This is a genomic window from Enterococcus sp. AZ015, assembly GCF_050499225.1.
Taxonomy (GTDB): Bacteria; Bacillota; Bacilli; order Lactobacillales; family Enterococcaceae; genus Enterococcus_D; species Enterococcus_D entomosocium.
This window is the reverse complement of record NZ_JBMHEX010000001.1, coordinates 1,726,094-1,743,244: the sequence shown is the minus strand read 5'-3', so window position 1 is coordinate 1,743,244 and position 17,151 is coordinate 1,726,094. Positions and strand designations below refer to the sequence as shown.

Here is a 17,151-nt window from a genome sequence, read left to right as displayed (position 1 = left end):
ACACTATATCTGTTATAATTTATCCTGAAGCGCCGATGAACGATTTGGAAAATAGCTGGCGAAAAAGGAGAATAGTATGTCTGGATTAATCGTGGTCCTGCTTACGATCTACTTTGCAAGTAGGAAAGATAAAGAACAGTGGGGTTTTGATCGCAAACGATTGACTATTCTGACGCTTATGTTTGTGATCGTCGGCATAAGTTTGGGCTTAAATGACAAAATAATGAAGGATCCTCAGAACCAAAATATTAGAAGTGATTTACTGTTTAATTATTCGTTTCCCTTATTGATATGTATGCTAGGTTTATTTATCAAAGAAATACCACGTTGGGGACGGATCGTGACTTTGTCATTTGGCTTTATGATTTTCGGGTATTTAGCTTTGCACTATTTGATAGGGTTTCACAACCCGTATTGGGAAAATCTACAGCTAAGTCCATTGTATTGGCTGCCAAGTGACTAGCCATACGAAAGTATCGCCAATGGAAACGCAAAAAAAGCACTCCCTTTATTGAGTGCTTTTTTCGGCTAAATAACTGCAGCAAGGTGTTTCTTTTCCTAAAAAATGGGTTGGACCTAAGTAACGAGGGGATCATATAAGGAGAAGTCATGACTGTTTAAATCAAAACGATAGATTCTTGACTAAACCGTGTCTTTTGATCATTGCCAAAGTAAAATATGCGATGAGCGTTCCTGCAATACCAAAAAGTAAATCGATTCGATCAGGGGTGTTCATAAAGCCAAAGACAGTCTCACTCAATAGATTGGCAATGAGCAAAAGCAGGGTCAATAGCGTGACGGCTTTAAATGGCGCACCTACCAGAAGCCAAAAGTACCCCAGTAAGCCAATAATCAAACTAATCGAAAAATTGGAGATATGAAGATAAAAGTCAGCATACCTCGAAGTAAAGAAAGAAATGTTCAAGTACTTTGATAAGTAGAGGAAGAGGGCTGTGAACACGAAAAGCAAGTAGAGGAGTGACGCCCATATTTTTGGTAAAAAGACTAGCTTTAGTTGCGTATTCTTTTTCATTTTTATTCTCCTTTTAGGAATTATCAGCTATACTGATGGAATTGCTTTTATCGGGCATTAATTACACAAATGGAAAAACAAGCTGCAAACTAGGCAAGTCAGTAGTCTGCACCTCATTAATGGTAAAATGAGGTGAGGTGATAAAATGACAATAATAAACAATCAGCGATTATGGTTAGGCATAGGGATAGAAATTATTTTGCTCATATCATTCAGCATGATTATGTATTTCATCCTGACGAGTGGCAATTTGAAGCAAAACCCGTTCACAAGTCGACAAAAAGGAAAAATGAGCTTATGGATAGCTGCTGGTTTGATTTTACTTGCCATGGTTCTAGTATTCCAAGGAATGATCAACGGCGCTTTATTCAGGCTTTTTTAGCAGAATATGGACGTTTATGGTGACCTACGAACATTACAATTATATTAAATAACGAAATGCCCTAAGTTATCTACATAATTTTAGGGTTCTTTTTTATAGAATCATGTAACGGATATTTGTCAGTATTTGCAACATCTAAGCACTAGTGTAAGAACTTTGAAACGGATTGGCTGTATATGAATAAAATTTGAGAAAAAAGCTCAAAGATTTTCAAAATGATTATAGCATACAATCAAACCGATTGGTTCGTGAATCAAGGCTGATAGCTTGAATCTGTATTTGCTGAGATAAAAAAGACGAATCCGCAAGTAACTTGCTACAAGACAGTTAACAATGAACAATCTGTTAATCAGCAAATCAAAAAAAGAATCTGAAGAACATGTAAAACAAGAAATTCTTAGTTTTAATTGAATTTTAGGTGCATTAGCGACAATCTACTGATAAAAGTCATTCGGAGGGAGGTAAAATGATACAAAATTGTCTTGAACTATTTGGAATGGCACGAACCCTTTTTTGAATGCAACTTTGTATAATATATAAAGTGTTATCTATCAGAAGCCTGTAAAAGGGCTTCTTTTTTGTTGTATGGAGGAAAATCAAAAAACTCTGATAATGTTATATTTAACGCTTCGCAAATAGACAAAAGAGTTGATACAGTAGGGATTTTACCCTCATTTAAAATACCGCTGATAGTCGATTGTCTTATTTTTGAAGCTTTTGCTAGCTGATTTATTGAGTAATTATTTTCATTTGCAAGATACTTTATTCTATCTCCAATAAGTAAATTTTGTTTTTCTTTATTCATAATAATACCTCCAAAAGTGTTTTACATATTATAACATTTTAAGTTAACCCAATAAAGTTGAAACTTTGAATTATTAAGATATACTTAACTCATAACCCTTTAGGGCTAAAAAGGAGGATGTCAAATGTTTGTCAGTAATTCAGATTTAATTTTTGAGAAAAAAGAAGAAAAAGTTTCAAAATCAGGTAATCCTTATACTGTTATTCACTTGATCGATACGAAAAATTTTCAGCGTTTAGAATTTTTTGCAGATGAAAATCTTACAATCGGTTGTGGTGAAGGTGCAAAATGCAAAGTTGTTTTAAAAGCTGACCGTCGTGGTTATAGCACTAACTTAAATTGCTTATCTGTTACTGCTGCCTAATATGAACGAGCAGGAAGCCTTACAAGCGATTCTAGTTGAATTGAAAACCTTGAATAAGACGCTTTCTGACGAACAAGAAAGGCAGTCTAAGGAGCGTGAAGCGCAAGCTTTACAAGAAGCTAAGAATCAAGAAGAAGTCGCTCTCAAAGAGCAACAAGCCAAAGAGAAAGAAATTGCTTCGGAAAAACTGGCAGAAGAAAGATTTTCAAAAATTGAATCATTCTTTGAATCACAAAATCGGGAAAGTACAGTATCTAATGAGTTTAGAACTCAAATAAAGACTGCACTTGACGAATTAGACCAGACTGAGCAAAAGTCTTCTCTTTCTGAAATCAGTAATAAGTTAAATGTACTTGTCGAAAGTTCGGAAGTTAGTGAGGAGCAACAACAGGAACAAGAAGTTAGTCATTTTACCGATTTAACATTAATCGTATTTTTTCTTGCTTTTGTTCCCGCTTTTCTAGCCTACAAAGGTTTAACGAAATTATTCGATAGTGCATTTGCTTAAAAAATTAAAAAATGGAGGAATGAAGATGTTTACAGCTGAAATGTTTGAACCAGTAATCACTGCGGTTACTGCGGTTGTCCCAGTTGCAATTGGTGCTGGTGTGGGTGTCTTTTCTGTTACTTGGGTAGCGAAAAAAGGCTTTGGACTTGTCAAATCAATGATGAACAAGGGTTAATAGTTATATCGATTTAACGGCGTAGAGGCTGGCTTAGTTAGCCAGTCTTTTTTATTTCTACTAAGGAGGAAAACAAATGATTAATGCAAAGAAAATTGGTAAATGGGTAGGTATAGTTTTTTTATTCTTAGCTTTTGCTATCGTGGTTATTACGTTTATGCCGATAGTTCAAGTTCTGACGTATTACTTGATACAAGTAGCTCTATTAACAATTCAAGTAGCAGTAGCACTTCTGATTCTCAAACTAGCACTATGGATAGTTCTAGTAGTATTCAACAAGAAGAAAGTTCAGGTACCTATAACACTCAAGAAAGTAGCCAAGAAAATGTTTCGGATAGCTTAGAAACAAATGATACAAATGAATATGTTACAGAAGACAATAATCAAGTTAGTGAAAATGATATCTATGATTATTATGATTTAAGTAATCCTTTTGTATTTGGCAATACTGATGAAGGTACAAATCAAACTGTTTATCCTGATTTTAGTAATAGATCATTTACTACATTTGCAAGTACTGGACCTAGTACAGTATACGCTGGTCCGAATAACGGTTGGAATATTACAGGATATTTTGTTTCCTGGCGTCTTGATGGCACATTAAATGCTACTATGATCGCTAATAATATAGATATGATAGTTAATCAAGCTAGAAATAGCTTTTCTTATGTTAATTCAAGATTAAATGGTCTTGAAAATTGGAAAAGTTCTATGACTAGTAGCTTTAGTTCACATGAAACTTGGGCAACTAATGCTATTGTCGCTCTAAGGAATAGGGCAACTTCACTAGAAAATCATGAGGTTTGGGCGACTAATGCTATTGCCGATTTAAGATCAACTACTGATTACATTAATACGAAAACTAACACTATCAATTCTGATTTAAGTTCTCATAAGTCGTGGGCTACCGATGCAATCGTTGCTTTAAGGTCTCGTGCTACTGACATTGATACAAAGTTAGTAAATCATATGTCATGGGCAAACGATGCTGTTGTTAAGTTAAGAGAACGTGCTACGGATATTGATACTAAACTGGTAAAACATATGGCATGGGCAGAAGATGCCGTTGTTAAGCTGAGAGAACGTGCCACAGATATTGATACTAAACTGGTAAAACATATGGCATGGGCAGAAGATGCCGTTGTTAAGCTGAGAGAACGTGCCACAGATATTGATACTAAATTAGTAAAACATATGTCTTGGTCTGAAGAAGCTATTGTTAAGTTAAGAGAACGTGCTACGGATATTGATACAAAATTTGAAAGTCATAAAACTTGGGCAACAGATTCGATTGTTTCTTTAAGAAAAGCAGATACTGATTTAAATACGAAAATTGATAATCATGCCACTTGGGCAACGGATTCAATCGTAGCATTGAGAAAAGCAGATACTGATTTAACTACTAAAGTCGATAACCATGTCACTTGGGCAACAGCTTCGGTTTTAGCCTTGAGAAATGCTGATACTGCTACTAACACTAAAATAGATAATCATATCACATGGGCAAAATCTGATTCTACTTCACATTGGACAAGAATGAATACTATGGATCAACAAATCACGAGTTTACAAAATGAGATATCGGGATTTAATTGGTCTGATGCGGGCATAATTGCTGCAATTATAGGACTGCACGATACATGGAAATCAAAGGACTATAACGCTTCGATACTTCCTGATGATGGGGACGCTGTAAAACTTATGAAGTCTGTGGCAAATAAAATTGGGTCTAGTGTATCGACTAATATTAGCTTATTGAGAGATGTTTTTGGAAAAGACGGAACTTACTGGGTGGAATATGATAAACGATGGAATAACTTCCCGCTTTGGCTCCAAGGCTTACTGAATAACTATTTCGACAATATATATAATATGGAAAATAAAGATTCGTTGCTCTATCGTCTTGTTTATTTCTTTATCGATGAAATGACTAAAACCAGAGATTTTGTAATAGAGATTAATGATAATTTATTAATTGCCAATGATTCTCTATTAATTATCGTTGATTGGTTGAGAATGATTTATAGCAAACCACCAGATATTGTAAATGTTTCAATTCCACCGTTTGATTTTGATAGGTTACAACAGATTCTCAATGGCTTGAATTTCGGGAACATTGTCAATGAAGCTGGTACGAACATTTGGGATTTTCTAAGTCAATTAATCAAAACATTGGGTGAAATTATCAGTACAGCTATAACTGGTTTAACAGATGTTGTAGGGGAGATTTTAGATTTACTTGGTGACTTAATCAATCAAATTATTAAACTAATTGTTCCTGAAAATCTCGATTTTCTTGATACTGGGTTTGGAACAGTTAAATCTAAAATTGATATCAAATTTGGTAGTTTCTTGTCATTGGGGAATCAAGTTAAGGAAGTAGTTCAACCGATTGACCAAGATTTTAAAAAGGTGATTTCGATAGATATACTGGGTGCTAAATTTAACCCTGATTTTTCTACCATTGATTGGGTAGTTGTTCGTTTTAGAACCGTTATGGCGCTTAGTATTTGGATGTCAGTTGCAATCTACATTTATCGGAAAATAACTGGGAATGGAGATTTAATCAATGATAATTGAGTTACTTTTCAAACTGATTTTCGGGGCCGTTGACTTGTTGATTTCGTTAATTCCTGAAATCAAATTCGATATTTCATTGCCTGATACTACTGCTTTTAGGGAAATGTTAGGTTTAGCAAATTATTTTTTCCCTATTGGTACTTTGATAGCAGCTCTTGGCGTTTTAATTGCTGTTCAAAACGTTCAATTTATTTTGAAGATATTTAATTTTGTATACAAGAAGATTCCTTTTATAGGCGGATAAAGAGGGGCAGGAAATGCAGTCCACGCTTTAGCGTGGCAAGCATTTCTGCACCTTTATCGACAATAGGATATTAGTTGTCAAATTAAGAAGTTGAAACCATTGGAGGGTTTAAAAGTATGAAAATGTTCGAGTTTATCAAGTATAAGGGAATTGACTATAAACATTATAGGGAGTTACGGAAAATGGGAATTAAACCTTTTAAAGAGTATGGGTTGACTTTATTCACTGGTCGTCAAGGTGCAGGGAAAACGATGACCTTAGTTCATGAAGCTGAGCGATACCGTGAGGAATATCCTGATTTATATATTTGTAGCAATTTTGGATATGTTTATGAGAATGAGCCTTTGAAAAGTTTAGCTGATATTGCGAATGCTGTACTTAAGGCGAAAGAAGCAGAAGCGAGTGGTGTTCTTATTTTGTGGGACGAGATCCAGAATGATTTTGACAGCTTTTCAAAAGTTTCTCGTGATGTCCTTGCAGTTGTTACTCAACAAAGAAAGCAGCATATCAAGATACTAGGAACGTCTCAAGTCTTTACACGTGTTTCTAAGGCACTACGTGAGCAGACTTTTGAGGTTTGTGTTTGCAATACAATTATGGGGCGTTACACTAGAGGGCGATTCTATGACGCTGACGAGTTTTCTCATAACATAGATAAACCAGATGATAAGAAACAATTACACCGCTTACGCACAACGTCATTCATTCAGACAGACGATTTAAGAATGCTTTACGATTCTTATGCTGTTATCAAGACTTTATCTCAACAAGCATTAGAAGAAAAAAGTAATCCAAACACGAATCTAATGCTTGTTAACAAATAGAAACGTAGGTATAGCGTAGTCAAGTATAAATGTCTGACCGTAGGGAATTTATGCCTTGACTACTATAAACAGAACCCCAAACCCTTGAGTGTCTTCTTCGGTATTACCATACCGGAGAAGCTGGCTCCCGCCGAGGGGTGCCCCTCCAGAGTGAGGGGGTGGGGAGTTGATTCTCTTTCTAATCAAAATAGAACAAAGGACAGTTTTTCTAAAAGCATTCCTATTATTGGAGCAATTAAAGATATTCCTAAACTTAAAAGAACAATACAAGTTACGACTATTTTCTTTAGCTCTCTATCCTTCAAAGCATTCCTCTTAATGATTGCATCTGCCAAAAGTTTAGCCGAAAAAGCTACTAGGCAAACTCCTAAAATCAAAAATATTAAGTAGTAGATAGTAAGCGTTGGATAGATTCCTAGATTTATATCGTTTGCTGAATTCATTTTTTCACCACCTTTCTTAAAAATATATCAAATGGGAAGAGGTATTTCTATGTTTGTTGAACATGATTTTATGATTATTAAGCGGATTTCTATTCAAGAAATGTACAAGAGAAAAGTACAGCTGTTAGTTTTGAGTGATCCTGAATCAAATACAGAACTTCACTATCTTGTGAATTTTAAAATTAATTTATCAAAATTTAAAAAGAATGATAAAGTTAGAGTGAAGCTTGGTGTTAGCTGTAAAGGGGCTTCAAGTGTTCCTTACTATTTTATAAAATCCGTCGAACGTGTTATCTTAAAAAATGAGGTAATAGCTCATGTATGATGGTAAAGAAAAAACAACCCCCGTTTCTAACAGGGGGGTTGTCAATACATGCCCAAAATCCCCAATCGCTTGCGTAGACTGGTTTAGTTGCACTTTTTTCTCTGCAAGAAATTGGCAAGAACTTGCAGCGCTTTTTCGGTTTCCTTTAGAGAAGTTTACAGTAGAAGAAAAGGGAATAAATGGTTATTTAAAATCGGCAATATGGGATAATATTGAGTTTTATTTTGAAGGTCATAACGATTCTATGGGTATTTGGTTAAATTTAGGGGGACAAGGTTGTCGTCAATTCGAGGAATTGTTTGAACACACTAAATGGACATGGATAGAAGTTTTTGAGTTTGTACTTGAAGAAAAAGCAAATGTAACTCGATTAGATATTGCGATTGATGATTTTAACAACATATTTACGATACACCAGTTAGAATTATGTATGAGAAATGGGTGTGTAGCAAGTCGATTTAAGCATGGCAGAAATTTTGAAAAGATAAATCTTGAAACTGGTAAGACTGAGGGGCAAACATTATATTTTGGGCAATCAGAAGTGATATTTCGTTTTTATGATAAGTACTATGAACGGTTGCAAAGAGGTAAATACTTTCATGAGGATATTAAAACATGGGTTCGTTCTGAGGTTCAGCTTCGTGGCGATCGCGCAAAAGCCGCTTTAGATGTAATTGTTAATAACGATATGGATTTAGGTGATTTTCTTAGAGGTTTGTTAAATCGCTATATTGCGTTTAAAGTTAAGGGGAATGATACGAACAGAGCAAGATGGAAAAACACTAGATGGTGGGATAAATTTCTCAATAATATTGGCAAAATTAAGCTCTCTCTACAAGCTCCCGATAAAAGTGTTCTTCGTACAAAGGACTGGATTGACAAGCAAGTGCTTGCTTCATTAGCAACTCTGTATATCTCGCTCGGTTCAGATGATAAACTCTTTAATGATTATATCATCGAGAAAGGCAAATCACAAATGAGTGACCACCAGTTGCAAATGGCTCTAGAGTTCGCAAACAAGGATGATTTTAGAAATCAACTCAAAGCTGATATGGTTTCTTATATCCAAGAAAAGAAATCCTTTAGCAAGCAACAAGCAACTAATCAATGGTTGCAGACAGCTGGAACAATAATTCAATATAACAATGAAAAAAAGCAACAAATGACTTTTTAATTGATATAATTAGTGTAAATGATTTTGCGGAGGGAATTTCATGGTTTCATTAATTATTGGATTATTTATACTTGGTTGTTTGGCTGGATTAAAAAAAATACTGGAAGTCAGTGAAGAAGATCCTGATTTGTATTGGTGGGAAAATATCAGAAATTGGATTAATCGGCACTAAAAAAAGGGTTTGAAATGTTACAAATATATTAAATAACGTAGAGAGGGCTAAAAAGAGCAAAAAAAATAAGCTTATTAGCCTTTAGATTTTAACTATAAACTTTGTATAATATATATTATGTAAACTAAAATAAAAAATTTTTTGAACACCGTATTTAGCTAGTAATTGTGCGACTCTCCTCTCTCTTATTCATGATTATTTCCTTCAAATTAACCTAAATACCAGCATAATCCAAAAAAAACGGTTATTTAAGCGATAGTTTAAGATTTTTGTTTATTTTACGACTGACAAGAAAATCAATTGACAAATTATATCTGTACCTTTGTCTGTATTTGATCTTGTTGATCCTTGAATCTTTGAATTCAAACATTGCTTGCAACTGCTGGCCAATCTCAATGAATCACTCAGTGCTTAATGAATCGCTGTTCACGATTTTATCAGTAATGATTCGTACATAACCCAGCCAAATTTGTGCTAACTAAATAGCCTAATGGGAATCTTGATCACAGGCAAACCAGCAACGATAAACAAGAAAAGTTGAGTTGCGTTCAGTTTTCACCTAAACGGATCCAATTCCCATAGCGAGTCCTAATCAAGGGATCACAGTCATCTAAGTACAATTTTCTTTTTGTTGCTGCTAATAAAGCAATGACAGCTACGGAAAGTTTCAAACTATGTAATACAGGATCGCCGAAAAGACAATGATCAAAACGACCAAAACAATGATTAGTTGATTTAAACGTCGAATAAGCAGGTTTTTCTTATTTTTTTCAAATTCTTTTCCTTCATTTCGATAATATTCTCTATCTTTTGTTCCCACGAGCGCCAACTCCTTTTCCCTGATTTTATCACTATCCTGAAAACAATGGGTGCAATCAAGGTGTTTTGTACAATAAATGGCAGTATTTTGTTAGAGCTTACCATCGTATACGTATAGAGACTAAATAAGACGACTGACGAGTTCCAAGTGATTCATAACCGCAGCTTTCCGAATAACGCCCATACCTGGAAACGACCTTTGCTGATAGGCAGCAATTAATAGCTGCAGCCCAGCTGTTTGTGTAGAATACTCTTCTTCATGCTGTAACAAAGCTTCCATGACTTCGAAAAATTTTTCTTTCTGATTTGGTAATTCTTCCTCAGAAAATAAGTGAACGATTCGCAAATCTTGCTCAGTTGTCGGATAGATCCAATGCAAAACCAACCGCTTTGAGGGATAACTGTGCTCATAATAAATTTTGCTATCGACAGAAAAATCACTAAACCCAGCATAACCCAATTTTTGATAAAGATGATGGGTTTTTGAAAACCCTTCGTCCGGACATTCTGTATAAAAACTATTTTTAGGTAAACGTGTAAACGGATCTTCCATCAGTAGTTTCGGGCCGTTGATTTTATTTAACAAACGAAACTCTTTGCCTACCAGCACCGGCAGTGTATTTTCCCGCCAATCACTAGCGAGTGCTGGGTCCGCTTGATGAACGATCCAAAGATCAGGCGTTTCTTCCACTGTTTCAATGGGTCGATCTACGATCATTGCTTTAGGGGCAGCAACATTTTGCAACTCTGCTAACCCCTCTGCAGTCAGAAAAGCCCCAGCCTGTGGATTGCGAACAAGATAAAAAGGATGCTGCTTCCTTTGAAACAGGTCAATGGTCGTCCAAAACGTTTTTGATTGCTTGACCGGTTCAATGATCGGCTGGATCGCTTCTGACAAGCGATCTTGTTCCAACAGTGCTTTCAATGCCAATAAATCAAATTGTTTTCCACGAATATACGGGAAGTACATCTTCTTCTCTCCTTCTTACTCGCCTGATAAAAAACGTTTTTCCAGCGCTTCATAGGCTGCTCTCGTAGCGGCCAATTCTTCTTTCAAGGCTTCGATCGCTTGCAGCTGAGTATCTTCAATAAATCGATCATAGTAATTGACTCCACCACCGAACAAGTCATACTCAGGCTGGCGTTTCTTCAGTTCTTGGTACAAACGTTCTGTTGAAAATACCCGCAATCCTCGAGCAGTCTGTTTTGCTTTGCCGACTTCTCTCGCTTGTGCCGAAATCAACCGAAACAATAAGCCATTTTCTGGAACCTGCAGCTCTTGCCGTTGGGGTTTCTTTTCGACACTGAAATACCCTTTGCTGCCCGTTTCTTTTTCAAGAAATGCATGATAGACCAAAACACCAATTGTAGGTGCAATCTGATCTTTGACTTTTTCATACAATGACTTGGGTAAGACAAAATAATTATAATTCCCAATAAAGGATAGTTTTGCTTTTGAGCGAAAATCTGCCAAACTAACTTTGAGTTCGTAGCAACGCCATTCAAATGTATTTTCAGTCGTCAAGCGACAACTCAAAGTATCCACGATGCCGTGATCATCTGGCATGACTACCTCTTCTACCACAATATCACTGTTTTCACGACAATAATAATAAAGTGCCTCTTCCATTTCTAAAGTTAAGGATGTCTTCACAAATTCACGACCTTTATCTTGTTTCACCTATTATAAAACATATGTTCGCATTTTAAAAGAGGGAAATAAAAGCAACCTATCATCCCCTCACTCATTCGGGCATCCGTTACCGAGAATCTCTTCAACCGTCCTCTTTGTACCGCGGAATCGTAACAAAAAAAGCAGCAAGAGCACACCAAGTTGCGTGATTAATAGACCTTTAAAGGGAAATTCAAAAGTAAAGCCTGCGGGAAGATGAAAGAAATGAAAAAAATCCTGCAGTGCTTTTTGACTAAGCCACAAACCGCTGACAAGCCCTATCAAACCAATAACAATGCTTTGAATGCCTACAAAGAAAAGCTCTTCTAAGGTGACCACCAACGGAGACTGTCCTAACAACAACCGAATACTCAGAGATTGCTGCTCCTCCCCCATCAAATGAAAACGATACATGTGATTGCAGTGCCATAAAAAGGCGGCGATCAATCCTATAGCTAGAATGCTAAGTACGAAGCGCAGCAATTGCAAAAAGAAAAGCCAACTGGCATATGTGAGATCCATCTGATTCTCACTGCTATTTGTTTCATATTGTAGCCATTGATGAAAAAACACTAGCCAATGCTCTGCAAAGATGGCAATGATCAGTAGAAGAATCGCCAATACCCCACTCATCAGCAAACTGCGCCTACGAAGTGCTGCGTGCCAGCCGAATTGGCAAGGATAGTAGAAGTACCGCCATTTGTTCATGATATCCCTCCTTTTGGCGCCTATTTTACAGAACTTTTCAAATTTAGACAAACATCTTCTTGTTTACATAATATAATTATGATCAAAAAAGAGTGCGGCACGTAGCCCACACTCTTTTCCCTTTAGCTATCGACGTCTACAAATACCTTGTCAGCAGCTGCAACAAGCGCTGCGGAAATTCTGTTAGATTGGAAAGATCAATAAAGCGTTCTTCCCCATAAATCGCTTTGATCACCTCTTTGTCTTGGCCAATGGCAGCTGCCAGAAACAGCACCCCTTGTCGTTCATAGTCAGCGATCACCTGCTGAATATCTTCTTTGGCTTTTACCCCTGTATAATCAGGAAGAGCTTTTGGCTGGCCATCACTGATATTCAAGAGTAATTTAGTGGTTGCCGGCTGATGAGCGAGCTTTTCAGCTAGCACGCGCAAGACAGCCCCATCACGGTTATTTTGCCGAGGCTTCATTGTCATGAGTTTCTCTGGCACAAATTCAAAGCCTTCATTAAATTCTTTGTATGCAAAAAGCGAGGTTTTTTCACGAGCGGTCACGTCTGCTGTATCGCCATAGATCATCAATGGCAAAGATAAACGTTCGGCAAAAGCATTCACCGCTAAGACCGCCTGTTGCGCATACAATATCCGATCTTCTCGAATCATCGAACCCGATTCATCGATGCGCAAAGCAAGAGCTAAGGAAGGCTGTTCATGAGGTGGATTCTTCTTGTCAAAGGTCCGGAAATCTTGATACGCAACCTTGCTGGCATCAAAGCGTGTGCCGCTGTACTTACCTTTACTGTATGCCGAAGCTTGTTCATTTTCCAATACTTCTTGGGTTTGCTTGATCAATGACTCTACGATCGGCAGCAACGGCTGCAAACGCTGTTGGGCTTCAGTCGCTTTTTCTAAATCGACGGGTGGTCGATGAACGATCAGCCCTTCTTTGGCATGGATTGATTCTTTCAATGCTTGTCGTGCTGCCTTTGATGCCGTAGTTTTCTTTTCTTTCTCCTGGGCTTCATACGCTTCGATCGACAAAGAATGAGCAGCAGGAGCTGCCTCTTGTGCCTCACTCCCAGCTTTTGCTTGGCCATCATGACTATTGCGTTCTAGTTCTTCTGAAAACGTCGCCTCAGTTGCTGCGCTTTTCGCTTCTTGTTTGTCAGAATCACTGGTTTCCATCGTTTCCGCCTCAGTTTCTTGATTGGCGGTCTCAAGGACTTGCTCATTTTTTAGGACGGGCGTGCCTTCTTCCACTACATTGCGCTGGTCCGCCTCTTCGCTGCTGATTCGGCGTCCTTTGATTTGTTCTTTAAAGGCATTTAGCGGTTGTCCAGAAAACAAAAGCCGCAATTGCGCCAATAACCCTGAAGCTTCTAGCGCCTGTTGTAAAAGAGAAAGCTCATTCGGATCGGTGGTGATTTTGTATAGCACTTTGCTATCAATTGCTGTAAAGGGATCTTGTCCTTGCTTGACTGCATTTAGCCAATAAAAATAGGAACGCATGCCCGCCACTCCTTTGATGGCATTGGCTTTGGCGGTCACGTCTAGCAAGCGTATGATCTCAGCCATTTTCTCCGCAGTCGTTTTGTCCGGATAATTGGTTTTGGCAATGCCTCGCTGCACCATGACTGCTAGCTCAGGTAAATCCATTTTTTCAGCATGCTGCATCCGATCTCGCAAGGATTCGTTCAATGGTCGGTTGCCTTGGTAATTCCGATTCGTTGTGATGATTACCACACAGTCAGGGTGTCGCCGAACAAAGCCAGTTGGGATATTCAGCATCCCGTTTTGTTCAAGGGCCGAGTTTAGTGCCACTAGTACCGAAGCATCACGAATGACCGTTGGCTCTTGAATCTCAAGCAAATAGCCTTTTTCCAGCGCCCGTACGATTTCGGAGGGATAAAATTTGTATTGAATCGTCGGTTGCTGATCACTGGTTTCAATCCGTTCGATCAGTTCCGCAAATTTCGCCCGTGCCCGCTCACGAGTCAAGGAAAAATGCCGCTGGATCAAAGCCAAGACATCTTCAAAACAATCACTTTGATAAATCGCATCCAGCAAGTCCTTGTCCTCTTCTTGGTCGGTGTTGATCACTGGTAATAAAGCACCAAATACATCTGACTTATCCATATCCGCAAAGCAGGTGATTTTGGTGTAGGGCAGTTGCAAGTCGGCAGAAAGTGCCTTTGCCAACTGAGTCTTACCCGACCCAGCATCGCCTTCCAGCAACACATTGAAAATCTTCATCTCTGGATCCGCCCAATTCAACGCGATCTCTGAAGCGATTCGTAGTTCTTCAGCACTGGTCTGATGACTTTGTGGTTTTTTCCAAATCATGGTTTGTTCTAATTTGCTAAAAGCGCGTCCTTTCGTTACGACAAAAGACGGTTGATTTTGTGTCATGGCAATCTGCTCCTTTTCTTAATAACCTAGCTCATCTAAAAGCCGCTTTAGGATTTTGAAGCGTTCGCCGTATAGCTCGCCATCTTTTTGCAAGGAATCATAAAAAAGTAGAATGTCTTCATCGATCTTAGGATTTTCGGTGTCTACTTCAACGGTCATACGATTTCCTTGTAAGCCAATGATCTCGATCAACGGATTTTCAGGATCGTAAAACTTTTCATGGCGATAAGCCTCTTGAAAATACAAACTGGATTGCGCCACTAAGATTGCTAGATCTAAGATTCTAGTGAGCGGTAGTTCTTCTGACTGACGAGACCATTTTTCACCTGTGTGGCGCCAAACCTTGCCTGAGATATCGACTTTTCCCCGGTCGTTCCATTGTGCCAATCCGAGGGAAAGGCCTTTTGCATCCGTATGTAACGCATTTTTTCCGTCAACAGTATCATAGTCTTCCACTTTAATGACGGGCTTATGTTTCAAGTTTTCTGGTATTTTCATTGTTCTCACTCCTTGTTTAGTAAATTACTAATTTACTAGATAGAGTAAGTATAATGAGGAAGCTAGTTTGGGACAAGCAAAAGGTCTTTTCTAGTAGCTAGGGACAGATGTCTATAGAAAAAGCACTTGATAAGAAGTATCTAAAAACAAACGCTCTTAAAAAGTGCTTTTTTATGACGCATTACTTCACTAGCTCAATTGATTGAAAAAAAGGCGCAATTCTTGCTTTCTCTGACTTGCAAGTTGGGCTTTGGGAATGCCTTGGATCGCCCCTTCAATACCATAGAGCATATGGAGGCAAGCGCCCGCATCACATTGTTGGCGGATCGTCACAAAAATGGCTTCGGCCGTTTTTGTGCGCAATTGTTCAGGGGTACTGATGCCGATACGAACCAGGTGATCCGCTAAAACTTGGCCTACATTTGGTAACTTTTGCAGTTCATTCATAGGTTTCTCCTTTTTGATTGTTGTCATCCTGCCCGTCTTCCTCTTGACGAATCAACGCATAGAGTTTCATATCTAACAGCTGATGGTTTTTCTCCGCATGCTTTCGCAAAACGCCTTCTAATGTAAAACCTGCCTTTTCCAACACACGACAAGAGGAATGATTCTTCGCAAAAGATTCAGCAGAAATACGAACGATAGTTGAAGTAGTAAATATATAGTCACATAGTTGTTGAACGGCTTGTGTCATCAAACCTTTTCCCCAGTACTCTTGTGCAATAGAGTAGCCAATCTCAGCCGTTCTATAATGGATATTTTCTTTGCGAACAGCACGGATACTGCCGACTGCTCGGTCATCCACAGTGATTGCAAAGGCAAATTCTGCTTCTTCCACAGATCGAATATAGGCTTGTGCATCTGCGACCGTATACGGGAATGGCAACCCCTCCCGTAAATAATCGTGGATGGATTGATTATTTAACGCATGGGCTAAATCTTGCGCATCGCTCATTTGCCACCTTCTTAAGGAACACTTCATAGCAATTCCTCCTTTGCCAGTCCTTCATTTTGATCCTATTGTACGAGTTTGTGTGATTTTTTACAAGCGAATCTCAAAAAAGCAGAAAAAAGAACCAGCTAGACGAACGTCTAACTGATTCTTACATACATTGTCTTGAGGAGATAATGGCGTGAATAAACATAGAAAAAATAAAAATTATTGCGCTGAAATAGCGATGCCAATGGCTTTTTCCCCTAAATGCGTGCCGATAACTGGTCCGAAGTGACCAATCTCAATTTCTGCATTTGGGTATTTCGCTTGTAGCTTCGCTTTTTCTTCTTTCGCTACTTCTAAATTATTGGCGTGGATTACATAAAATTTAACAGGCAATGCGATTTCTTGCTCCCGTTGACCAATGATATCTTCCGCGCGATTGAATGCTTTTTTGCTGGAACGAATGCGCTCGTAAAGCACAATTTTTCCTTGATCAAAGGTCAAAATCGGTTTGATTTTTAATAATCCGCCAATCAAGGCTGCTCCATTGGTTAAGCGACCGCCACGAACCAAGTTATTCAAGTCGTCAACGATCAAATAGGCATAGGTATTGTCTCTGATAGTGTCCAGATGGGAAATGATCTCTTCTACGGTTTTGCCTTGACTTGACAGATCAAGAGCGGTTTCTACCATGTGCCCCATCGGCATACTTGTGATTTTCGAATCGTAAGGAATGATTTGAACGCCTTCGATTTCATCGGTAATTCCATAAAGCGTTCCGATAAATCCAGAGATACCGCTTGATAAGTGGATACTAATGATCGTGTCGTAACCGCGATCTTTCAATGACTCATATAAGGCTAACACTTCTCCTAATACCGGTTGAGAAGTGGTTGGGAATTCTTTGCTGTTTTTCAACAAAGCGTAATACTCATCAGCTTCAATGTCGATGCCCTCATTGTAGACTTTTCCATCTAAAATAACAGGGATCGGTATGATAAACAAATCTTCATGGTTTTTGATCCGTTCCGGCAGATAAGCTGTACTGTCAGTAACAACGGCTAATTTCATTCTTTTTCCTCGT

22 protein-coding genes are annotated in these 17,151 nt (G+C 38.2%); 10 read left to right on the top strand and 12 right to left on the bottom strand.

All coding sequences use genetic code 11. The annotated features are described in order from the left end of the window. Nucleotides 1-76: 76 nt before the first annotated feature. On the top strand, nucleotides 77-463 hold the full coding sequence (locus IGK85_RS08165; RefSeq protein ID WP_008379936.1) for a hypothetical protein: 387 nt from the start codon (nucleotides 77-79) through the stop codon (nucleotides 461-463). Nucleotides 464-622: 159 nt separating this feature from the next. Here IGK85_RS08165 and IGK85_RS08160 read toward each other — a convergent pair whose 3' ends face one another. Together IGK85_RS08160 and IGK85_RS08155 are read right to left on the bottom strand one after the other, a co-directional pair. After that, nucleotides 623-1,033, bottom strand: coding sequence for a hypothetical protein (locus IGK85_RS08160; protein ID WP_008379933.1), 411 nt, complete (start codon nucleotides 1,031-1,033; stop codon nucleotides 623-625). 926 nt (nucleotides 1,034-1,959) lie between these two features. Next, entirely contained in the window at nucleotides 1,960-2,220 is a 261-nt protein-coding gene (locus IGK85_RS08155) for a helix-turn-helix domain-containing protein (RefSeq protein WP_375853395.1), read from the bottom strand. Between the two features lie 124 nt (nucleotides 2,221-2,344). Here IGK85_RS08155 and IGK85_RS08150 point away from each other — a divergent pair, with 124 nt between their 5' ends. The 6 genes from IGK85_RS08150 (at nucleotide 2,345) to IGK85_RS08125 (ending at nucleotide 6,915) form a co-directional block, all read left to right on the top strand. Then, nucleotides 2,345-2,584, top strand: coding sequence for a hypothetical protein (locus IGK85_RS08150; RefSeq protein WP_008379927.1), 240 nt, complete (start codon nucleotides 2,345-2,347; stop codon nucleotides 2,582-2,584). Nucleotide 2,585: 1 nt separating this feature from the next. Next, nucleotides 2,586-3,092 (top strand): hypothetical protein, encoded by a 507-nt coding sequence (locus tag IGK85_RS08145; protein WP_375853394.1) that lies wholly within the window; start codon nucleotides 2,586-2,588, stop codon nucleotides 3,090-3,092. A gap of 25 nt (nucleotides 3,093-3,117) precedes the next feature. Then, a complete protein-coding gene (locus IGK85_RS08140) occupies nucleotides 3,118-3,267 on the top strand; it encodes a hypothetical protein (RefSeq protein WP_008379923.1) in 150 nt (49 codons plus the stop codon). 102 nt (nucleotides 3,268-3,369) lie between these two features. Then, nucleotides 3,370-5,847, top strand: coding sequence for a hypothetical protein (locus IGK85_RS08135; RefSeq protein WP_429972220.1), 2,478 nt, complete (start codon nucleotides 3,370-3,372; stop codon nucleotides 5,845-5,847). Continuing rightward, nucleotides 5,837-6,091 (top strand): hypothetical protein, encoded by a 255-nt coding sequence (locus IGK85_RS08130; RefSeq protein ID WP_008379919.1) that lies wholly within the window; start codon nucleotides 5,837-5,839, stop codon nucleotides 6,089-6,091. Before IGK85_RS08135 ends, IGK85_RS08130 begins: the two co-directional genes overlap by 11 nt. Before the next feature lie 182 nt (nucleotides 6,092-6,273). Next, on the top strand, nucleotides 6,274-6,915 hold the full coding sequence (locus tag IGK85_RS08125; protein ID WP_429972218.1) for an ATPase: 642 nt from the start codon (nucleotides 6,274-6,276) through the stop codon (nucleotides 6,913-6,915). A gap of 182 nt (nucleotides 6,916-7,097) precedes the next feature. Here IGK85_RS08125 and IGK85_RS08120 read toward each other — a convergent pair whose 3' ends face one another. Further along, a complete protein-coding gene (locus IGK85_RS08120) occupies nucleotides 7,098-7,358 on the bottom strand; it encodes a hypothetical protein (RefSeq protein ID WP_142973004.1) in 261 nt (86 codons plus the stop codon). A gap of 49 nt (nucleotides 7,359-7,407) precedes the next feature. On the opposite strand from IGK85_RS08120, the gene IGK85_RS08115 reads away from it, so the two are divergent. From IGK85_RS08115 to IGK85_RS08105, 3 genes are read left to right on the top strand one after another with little or no spacing between them, the layout of a single operon-like run. Then, nucleotides 7,408-7,683: a hypothetical protein gene (locus tag IGK85_RS08115; protein WP_142973005.1), complete on the top strand. Its 276-nt coding sequence runs from the start codon at nucleotides 7,408-7,410 to the stop codon at nucleotides 7,681-7,683. After that, complete coding sequence (locus IGK85_RS08110) at nucleotides 7,676-8,857, top strand: replication initiation factor domain-containing protein (protein WP_429972217.1); 1,182 nt, start codon at nucleotides 7,676-7,678, stop codon at nucleotides 8,855-8,857. The genes IGK85_RS08115 and IGK85_RS08110 overlap by 8 nt, the downstream gene beginning before the upstream one ends. A gap of 40 nt (nucleotides 8,858-8,897) precedes the next feature. Continuing rightward, on the top strand, nucleotides 8,898-9,029 hold the full coding sequence (locus tag IGK85_RS08105; protein WP_256662331.1) for a hypothetical protein: 132 nt from the start codon (nucleotides 8,898-8,900) through the stop codon (nucleotides 9,027-9,029). A 667-nt stretch (nucleotides 9,030-9,696) separates the two neighbouring features. Here IGK85_RS08105 and IGK85_RS08100 read toward each other — a convergent pair. The 9 genes from IGK85_RS08100 to IGK85_RS08060 all read right to left on the bottom strand — a co-directional run bounded on the left by IGK85_RS08100 (nucleotide 9,697) and on the right by IGK85_RS08060 (nucleotide 17,138). Next, the gene (locus tag IGK85_RS08100; protein WP_008379912.1) at nucleotides 9,697-9,849 is read right to left on the bottom strand and encodes a hypothetical protein; all 153 of its coding nucleotides are present in this window, start codon (nucleotides 9,847-9,849) and stop codon (nucleotides 9,697-9,699) included. Between the two features lie 120 nt (nucleotides 9,850-9,969). After that, a complete protein-coding gene (locus tag IGK85_RS08095; protein WP_008379911.1) occupies nucleotides 9,970-10,818 on the bottom strand; it encodes a sce7725 family protein in 849 nt (282 codons plus the stop codon). A 15-nt stretch (nucleotides 10,819-10,833) separates the two neighbouring features. After that, a complete protein-coding gene (locus IGK85_RS08090) occupies nucleotides 10,834-11,502 on the bottom strand; it encodes a hypothetical protein (RefSeq protein ID WP_008379910.1) in 669 nt (222 codons plus the stop codon). 87 nt (nucleotides 11,503-11,589) lie between these two features. Further along, nucleotides 11,590-12,228 carry a hypothetical protein gene (locus IGK85_RS08085; protein ID WP_008379909.1) on the bottom strand — a complete coding sequence of 213 codons (639 nt, stop codon included), beginning with the start codon at nucleotides 12,226-12,228 and terminating at the stop codon, nucleotides 11,590-11,592. A 136-nt stretch (nucleotides 12,229-12,364) separates the two neighbouring features. Further along, on the bottom strand, nucleotides 12,365-14,632 hold the full coding sequence (locus tag IGK85_RS08080; protein ID WP_008379908.1) for a VWA domain-containing protein: 2,268 nt from the start codon (nucleotides 14,630-14,632) through the stop codon (nucleotides 12,365-12,367). Nucleotides 14,633-14,650: 18 nt separating this feature from the next. Continuing rightward, nucleotides 14,651-15,130, bottom strand: coding sequence for a DUF6530 family protein (locus tag IGK85_RS08075; RefSeq protein ID WP_005235941.1), 480 nt, complete (start codon nucleotides 15,128-15,130; stop codon nucleotides 14,651-14,653). Nucleotides 15,131-15,319: 189 nt separating this feature from the next. Continuing rightward, complete coding sequence (locus tag IGK85_RS08070; protein ID WP_005235943.1) at nucleotides 15,320-15,577, bottom strand: TfoX/Sxy family DNA transformation protein; 258 nt, start codon at nucleotides 15,575-15,577, stop codon at nucleotides 15,320-15,322. Further along, a complete protein-coding gene (locus IGK85_RS08065; RefSeq protein WP_008379907.1) occupies nucleotides 15,570-16,112 on the bottom strand; it encodes a GNAT family N-acetyltransferase in 543 nt (180 codons plus the stop codon). The genes IGK85_RS08070 and IGK85_RS08065 overlap by 8 nt, the downstream gene beginning before the upstream one ends. 177 nt (nucleotides 16,113-16,289) lie before the next feature. Continuing rightward, on the bottom strand, nucleotides 16,290-17,138 hold the full coding sequence (locus IGK85_RS08060; RefSeq protein ID WP_005235946.1) for a DegV family protein: 849 nt from the start codon (nucleotides 17,136-17,138) through the stop codon (nucleotides 16,290-16,292). Between the last annotated feature and the right edge of the window lie 13 nt (nucleotides 17,139-17,151).

Bases quoted from the DNA above. Each gene is read 5' to 3' on its own strand.
- IGK85_RS08080 (WP_008379908.1), bottom strand. From the start codon at position 14,632: ATGACACAAAATCAACCGTCTTTTGTCGTAACGAAAGGACGCGCTTTT.
- IGK85_RS08140 (WP_008379923.1), top strand. From the start codon at position 3,118: ATGTTTACAGCTGAAATGTTTGAACCAGTAATCACTGCGGTTACTGCG.
- IGK85_RS08060 (WP_005235946.1), bottom strand. From the start codon at position 17,138: ATGAAATTAGCCGTTGTTACTGACAGTACAGCTTATCTGCCGGAACGG.
- IGK85_RS08125 (WP_429972218.1), top strand. From the start codon at position 6,274: ATGGGAATTAAACCTTTTAAAGAGTATGGGTTGACTTTATTCACTGGT.
- IGK85_RS08130 (WP_008379919.1), top strand. From the start codon at position 5,837: ATGATAATTGAGTTACTTTTCAAACTGATTTTCGGGGCCGTTGACTTG.
- IGK85_RS08105 (WP_256662331.1), top strand. From the start codon at position 8,898: ATGGTTTCATTAATTATTGGATTATTTATACTTGGTTGTTTGGCTGGA.
- IGK85_RS08150 (WP_008379927.1), top strand. From the start codon at position 2,345: ATGTTTGTCAGTAATTCAGATTTAATTTTTGAGAAAAAAGAAGAAAAA.
- IGK85_RS08160 (WP_008379933.1), bottom strand. From the start codon at position 1,033: ATGAAAAAGAATACGCAACTAAAGCTAGTCTTTTTACCAAAAATATGG.
- IGK85_RS08065 (WP_008379907.1), bottom strand. From the start codon at position 16,112: ATGAAGTGTTCCTTAAGAAGGTGGCAAATGAGCGATGCGCAAGATTTA.
- IGK85_RS08120 (WP_142973004.1), bottom strand. From the start codon at position 7,358: ATGAATTCAGCAAACGATATAAATCTAGGAATCTATCCAACGCTTACT.
- IGK85_RS08070 (WP_005235943.1), bottom strand. From the start codon at position 15,577: ATGAATGAACTGCAAAAGTTACCAAATGTAGGCCAAGTTTTAGCGGAT.
- IGK85_RS08145 (WP_375853394.1), top strand. From the start codon at position 2,586: ATGAACGAGCAGGAAGCCTTACAAGCGATTCTAGTTGAATTGAAAACC.
- IGK85_RS08110 (WP_429972217.1), top strand. From the start codon at position 7,676: ATGTATGATGGTAAAGAAAAAACAACCCCCGTTTCTAACAGGGGGGTT.
- IGK85_RS08165 (WP_008379936.1), top strand. From the start codon at position 77: ATGTCTGGATTAATCGTGGTCCTGCTTACGATCTACTTTGCAAGTAGG.
- IGK85_RS08095 (WP_008379911.1), bottom strand. From the start codon at position 10,818: ATGTACTTCCCGTATATTCGTGGAAAACAATTTGATTTATTGGCATTG.
- IGK85_RS08075 (WP_005235941.1), bottom strand. From the start codon at position 15,130: ATGAAAATACCAGAAAACTTGAAACATAAGCCCGTCATTAAAGTGGAA.
- IGK85_RS08115 (WP_142973005.1), top strand. From the start codon at position 7,408: ATGTTTGTTGAACATGATTTTATGATTATTAAGCGGATTTCTATTCAA.
- IGK85_RS08155 (WP_375853395.1), bottom strand. From the start codon at position 2,220: ATGAATAAAGAAAAACAAAATTTACTTATTGGAGATAGAATAAAGTAT.
- IGK85_RS08135 (WP_429972220.1), top strand. From the start codon at position 3,370: ATGGGTAGGTATAGTTTTTTTATTCTTAGCTTTTGCTATCGTGGTTAT.
- IGK85_RS08085 (WP_008379909.1), bottom strand. From the start codon at position 12,228: ATGAACAAATGGCGGTACTTCTACTATCCTTGCCAATTCGGCTGGCAC.